Here is a 5,092-nt window from a genome sequence, read left to right on the forward strand (position 1 = left end):
GGTTCTGGCTCAAATCGCTGATCACAAGATCACCCGCCTCAACGATCTCATGCCGTGGTGTTACGCTGCTAAGCCAGCGTAACAGGGCCTATTTCCGTTTTGTAGGTCGGGTTCGCCGGACGCACACCATATAACCACACAGTTTCCCCTTCTTTGAGGAACGCGATACCATCCCCGTGGCCTAGCCCTTTTATCTCCACCTGATAATTTTCAGTTATGGCGCCGGAATCGCTGGCATAGTCAATATCGGCCCTGCTATGAGGGGCATCCGGGAAATCATACTCCGAAACCAGCACTGTACTTTCATAATCGAAACTACTGCCATTCGCGATAGATCCTTGCTGGGATCGGTACAGCTTACCCGAATACATTGCCAAAGCTTGAGTGACATTTTTCGAGTTGGTATTTTTGAACTCCATTATGTAGCGCTGAGCAATCGGCCCGCGATCCATAATGCTTTCTGCTGCAATATGCATACCAGTCGTAAGTTTGAGGTTTCCAGAGCCTGAAGCTTTACGGATATCAAACTTAAGAGGGTCAATCAGAAACTCGCGCCCATAAGGGACTTGAGCCTCCCCCGACACACTTACTGCATTTTGAAACGCTGCCGTGTCATCAGCTAAGCCGTTACCAACGGCACCGGACGCCATGACACCATGGAAATGATGATGAAGGCCCCACCACGTACCATCTAAGGACTGCACACTCAAACCTTCTGGCTCTTCATCTAGTCTTTTAAAGTGATTACCTGCCACTATAATATACTTAATACTGGCGGGAATTTCTTTTCCCCCCACATCTGTAATTTCATCAAAGAACACAGAGTTCAGATCATCAATCAACTCAACAGTGTCTTTTTTAGAAACCTGCTTTCCAGGTGTCCATATTTCGCTAGGATGCTTTGGCATCTTTATATCCTCAAACAGGCCAACTAATGCTGGCCGTAACAGTTAAATTGTATTGGATTTGTGCTGGTTAAGTCACGCTCACAGGGTTTTCGCTGGCTGCAACTTCGCCGCTTTCAGCTACCGCGCTTCCGTTTTGATAAAAGCCAGTTGCCCAGTAATAGTATTTGCCTGCTACGACTATGTCCGTGTAAGTTCGATCTAACCCCGACGCTGAGAAGTCCTCGCGAATAACTAGCGCCTGAGCAAAGTCATCGACTGTTGCTCGGTAAATCCTGACGCCGGAATGATTTGCTGAGTTGGCGTTGGTCCACGACAGATCGACAACGCCCTCCCCCTCGATGGCAGAGAAGTTACCCGGCGCCTCAGGCGCGGAAACGTTTGGCACCTCGACTCCGTTGAGAAACTGGTAGTCAAACTGGACAGATGGGACGAAATTCCGAACTCTGACGATTGCCTCAGATCCCGCTGGGGCTGGGCTATAGGTCGCCACCCTTTCTTGGGTGTCATCCTTTACCAAAATCCACGTTTCACCAACGTCAAAGCTAATATCAACGTCATGCGTGTATCTCTCTGGTATTTCCGACCCGTCTGACGCACTCCACACGATATCGATAGATCTAAGACCGCCCGTATCTCTTACCGTTGCCACTATATCGAGAGGTATGTCACTTGCACCGCGGGGCACATCCAAAATCGTGACCGGTGTATACTGCTCGTCCTCATCTGGGTTCCAGATCGTTGCATTTTGAGAGATGACCTTGAACTCAACCCGATTCAATCCCGTATCATCATCGTACTCGAATGGCTTTTCGGAAACAGCTACTCCAGCAAGGCCTAGCTCCGTCTTTAGCTCGTAGGTGTTGGAGCTAAGAAGCTGAAGAGCCTGCATTCCAGTTCTGAACTCACCAGAGAGAACAGGGTTGCCACCATAAAATTCCATTTTAGCAACCCGCATTGCCTGCGTTGCCGATGGAATAAGGTACATCTGGCGATTTGCTACCAGCTCACGCCCATCATCTGCCAGTGCTGCAGCACTGGCCCATGACGCTTCATCTTCCTGATGCTCTTCGTTGGTGTAGCTGATCTTGACGGTGTTGTATTTACCAAGATCCTTACGCCCACCCTCAATCGACAGGCCGAACAAGTCGCCTTGAACCTCATCAATCACAAATGAGGGGTGAGAGCTGATTTTTTTACGGATAGCCCACTGTCCACGCCCATTCTGAAAGATTTCTCCATTGCAGCACTCAAGAATCTGCCCAATGCGGTCAGCATAGTCTTGCCCCATGGTCACCACGCCCCGTGTGCGCCATCTTTTTTCTGTGCTGCCCGCTTTTAAAGGCACCGGTTCATCGCAATAGTCCGCAAACATCTTGAAGCTTTCCAGATCGAAAACCTCATGGTTGTCAGGTGCAACTCCTTCAATTGATGAGAGTTCATCAAGGGCGCATAAGCCGGGGTTGTCTGTTTTTTTCCGCTGCCCATCGCGTGGGTTATAAACATCAAGGCGTGTAACCAGCACTTCAAGCTTGGGGACGCCAGCCGGATAAACCTTAGATGTGCTCTCGTAGGACACCTGCTTAAGGCGCATAAGTACCATAGCGCAGCCAAGGTGACGAAATGGGCCATCTTCTTCTAATTCTGGGAACGAGTTGATTACTTGATGATATCTCTCATTAGGCCCTTGCGTTCCGTCCATCGTCAGAAGTTGGATTTTATCCTTCAGCCGCCCTTTTGTGACTAGCCCTTCGGAGTTAAGAGTAAACTCTTCCTCATCCAAAAAAAACTTATCAAATCGAATTGGCCCCTCGCAGATGTAATGAACAAAATACCTGTAATCACCATTTGACCCAGCAAAGACCGTTGCAGAGCCCATTTTAGCGCCACCATGAACCCGCCTACGCTCAATAGCTTCATTGCGGATATTTGCCTGAATATCCTGAGGCTTGGAGCGTGGGGGCTTAGGAGCTAGAAGAGTATTGAGAAGATAGCTTGCGCCGACTGTAATCGCTGTTGCAATAACAGCAGTTGCAATAGCGGCGGCAGTGCCAGTAATGCCAACAGCGGCCACAATTGTAGCAGCAACGATGCTCGGCATATCAAAGCCTCCATATATGATCTGCTTTTGTTTTTACATACGAAAGGCCGCGTCCGGGAAATCTGGACACCCAAAGACGTCCAGTGTAAATGCCCCCAAGTAACCCTTTTGGTGTTGGAATTAAGCCGATATCACCGCGTTGTGCTTCGCCGTTATGCTTAGCACCGAAAAGCTTAGTTAGCAGCGCAAGCTCACCACCTGCGCTGGCAAGGTAATCAAGTGCTTCTTGTTCAGTCGAACAGATACCAGCGAGGTATTGTGTTCGCTCACGTCCAGTTGAAAATCTGTCCCACAAACCGAGGAATTGCAGACAATCTGATTGACCCCACTCAAATTCTACCGAAACCTGGGTGGAGAGAAATTTGCCGAGTTTGTCTTCCATGGCCTATCCAGCGTCGTATAGATTGATGGTCCATTCCTTGAACGCGTTGACTTGCGCAAATCCGGTAGATCCGGGATCGCGTTTATTCTGGTCGCTTTGCGTTATTCGGGAATGTGCGTTTTTGCGTCTTGCTGCGCCTCTATCTTCCATAGCCAGAGACAGCACGCGCCCGCCGCCCTGCTCTATAGACATGCGCATAAAATCACCAATGCCTGCGTAGGTCTGATGCAGTGGGCCAATAGGCTGTAGCTGAGCGTTATAGGCTTGAAGATAGAAGAGGCACTTACGGCCTTTGACCTCTGTCACTTGATTTGCAAATGCATCCAAAAAGATTTGCTCTTGAGTATTCAGAGTTACCGTGCTGCTTCTCGCTTCGTTCATTGTGCTAGGCTGAAGCCCCTCGAAAGAGGCTTGCCCTCCGATACCCTGCCACTCTCTTCCATCAGCGCTTAAAAGGATGCCAGTACCGTTGTGCAACAACATCGTTTCAGATTTAAACTGAGCCTCACAAAGCAGCGTCGCATTTATATCGCCTGTTCTGATCTGGCGTAGCTCATCAGACGTGAATATCATTACATAAGCCTTGATAGATCTTCAGTGAAAGAAATAGATGTTGAGCCGATGCGACCAAGTTTAAGAGCTTCGGTCCCTATCCCCTTGCCATCCATAAAGCCGATGAATTCAGGTTCAAGGATTACTGGGGCACTATTCGCGACCGCTCGCCTTACAGGAGGCCAGACCCCAACTGTTTGCCCGTCTTGTTCGCCCACCATGTAGACAAAGCCATCCAGCTCGATAAAGCAGCCAATGAGTTCTGTAGATGTGTCAATGTGCAGCGCTGTATCGCCGCGACCTGCGGTTGACAGCAACACTTCAAATTTTGGCACCGAGAACTCAGGCACAAAGTCTTTTATGTCGGGCTCGGTTTCGGATCTCTTGGGGGCGTCTGGGTATTCATGCGCAAACCCGTAGCCATCATCAAAATACGTACCATCATCAAACGGCAACCCGAACGGGTATTGCACAATCTGGCGATCGACAACGCCGCACACTCTGACATACTCATTATAGACTTCTAAATGCCGCCTATTCCATTCGGCCCGCCATTCCTTCAGCCCTCGTTCGTATGCGATACGATATCGCTGATACTCGTCGGTATTCTTCCCTCTTGCGCCATTAGGGTCAGGCAACTTGATGCGCACAAGGGTCGCACCGCCTTTCATATTTGCGGTTAGGGCGCGAGCCGCCCTAACCTGCTCCACTGTGTGTTGAGGGATACCAGACATGGAGAGTTTTGTTTGAACCGAAACAATACCAGCAGGCTTTGAAAGACCTGTTGTCGCCTCAACCCTCTGGCGTGTTTTGGTTTCTTGCCACAACGAAACATCCTCAGGCTGCAACACCTCAGGCCAATCAACAATTTCAACCATGTTTGGATTACCCTAAAACGAGCGCCTGTTCATTTCTGCAACACGCCCCGGCAAGCCCTTGTTAGCTTGCTTAACCGCTGCTGCTGCATATTTAGGAGCACCAGTAGCAACGCGCTGATCTGCAATGGATACAACTTTAGCATCAAATGTTCCCCATCGAAGCCTTATGGACAGATCGGTTAATTTGAATAAGGGAGTGTTTTGGCTCATGATCATGAGATTAGGAGTGAACAATGGGGCACAACACACGGACCGCCAGCGCTGCAGCTGAGAA

At 49.5% G+C, this 5,092-nt stretch carries 6 protein-coding genes; all 6 read right to left on the bottom strand.

All coding sequences use genetic code 11. The features are described 5' to 3' along the window. Positions 1-68: 68 nt before the first annotated feature. The gene (locus PsAD5_RS14235) at positions 69-908 is read right to left on the bottom strand and encodes a hypothetical protein (RefSeq protein WP_063292605.1); all 840 of its coding nucleotides are present in this window, start codon (positions 906-908) and stop codon (positions 69-71) included. Positions 909-975: 67 nt separating this feature from the next. After that, positions 976-3,006, bottom strand: a complete 2,031-nt coding sequence (locus PsAD5_RS14240) for a hypothetical protein (protein WP_063292606.1) — start codon at positions 3,004-3,006, stop codon at positions 976-978. A gap of 1 nt (position 3,007) precedes the next feature. Next, a complete protein-coding gene (locus PsAD5_RS14245) occupies positions 3,008-3,388 on the bottom strand; it encodes a DUF6950 family protein (RefSeq protein WP_063292607.1) in 381 nt (126 codons plus the stop codon). Between the two features lie 3 nt (positions 3,389-3,391). Beyond that, the gene (locus tag PsAD5_RS14250; RefSeq protein ID WP_063292608.1) at positions 3,392-3,961 is read right to left on the bottom strand and encodes a hypothetical protein; all 570 of its coding nucleotides are present in this window, start codon (positions 3,959-3,961) and stop codon (positions 3,392-3,394) included. Then, positions 3,961-4,818 (bottom strand): hypothetical protein, encoded by an 858-nt coding sequence (locus tag PsAD5_RS14255; RefSeq protein ID WP_063292609.1) that lies wholly within the window; start codon positions 4,816-4,818, stop codon positions 3,961-3,963. Before PsAD5_RS14255 ends, PsAD5_RS14250 begins: the two co-directional genes overlap by 1 nt. 12 nt (positions 4,819-4,830) lie before the next feature. Then, positions 4,831-5,092 (bottom strand): hypothetical protein (locus PsAD5_RS28175; RefSeq protein ID WP_206599735.1); only part of this gene is annotated, 262 nt, incomplete at its 5' end.

This window comes from Pseudovibrio sp. Ad5, from assembly GCF_001623095.1.
GTDB lineage: Bacteria > Pseudomonadota > Alphaproteobacteria > Rhizobiales > Stappiaceae > Pseudovibrio.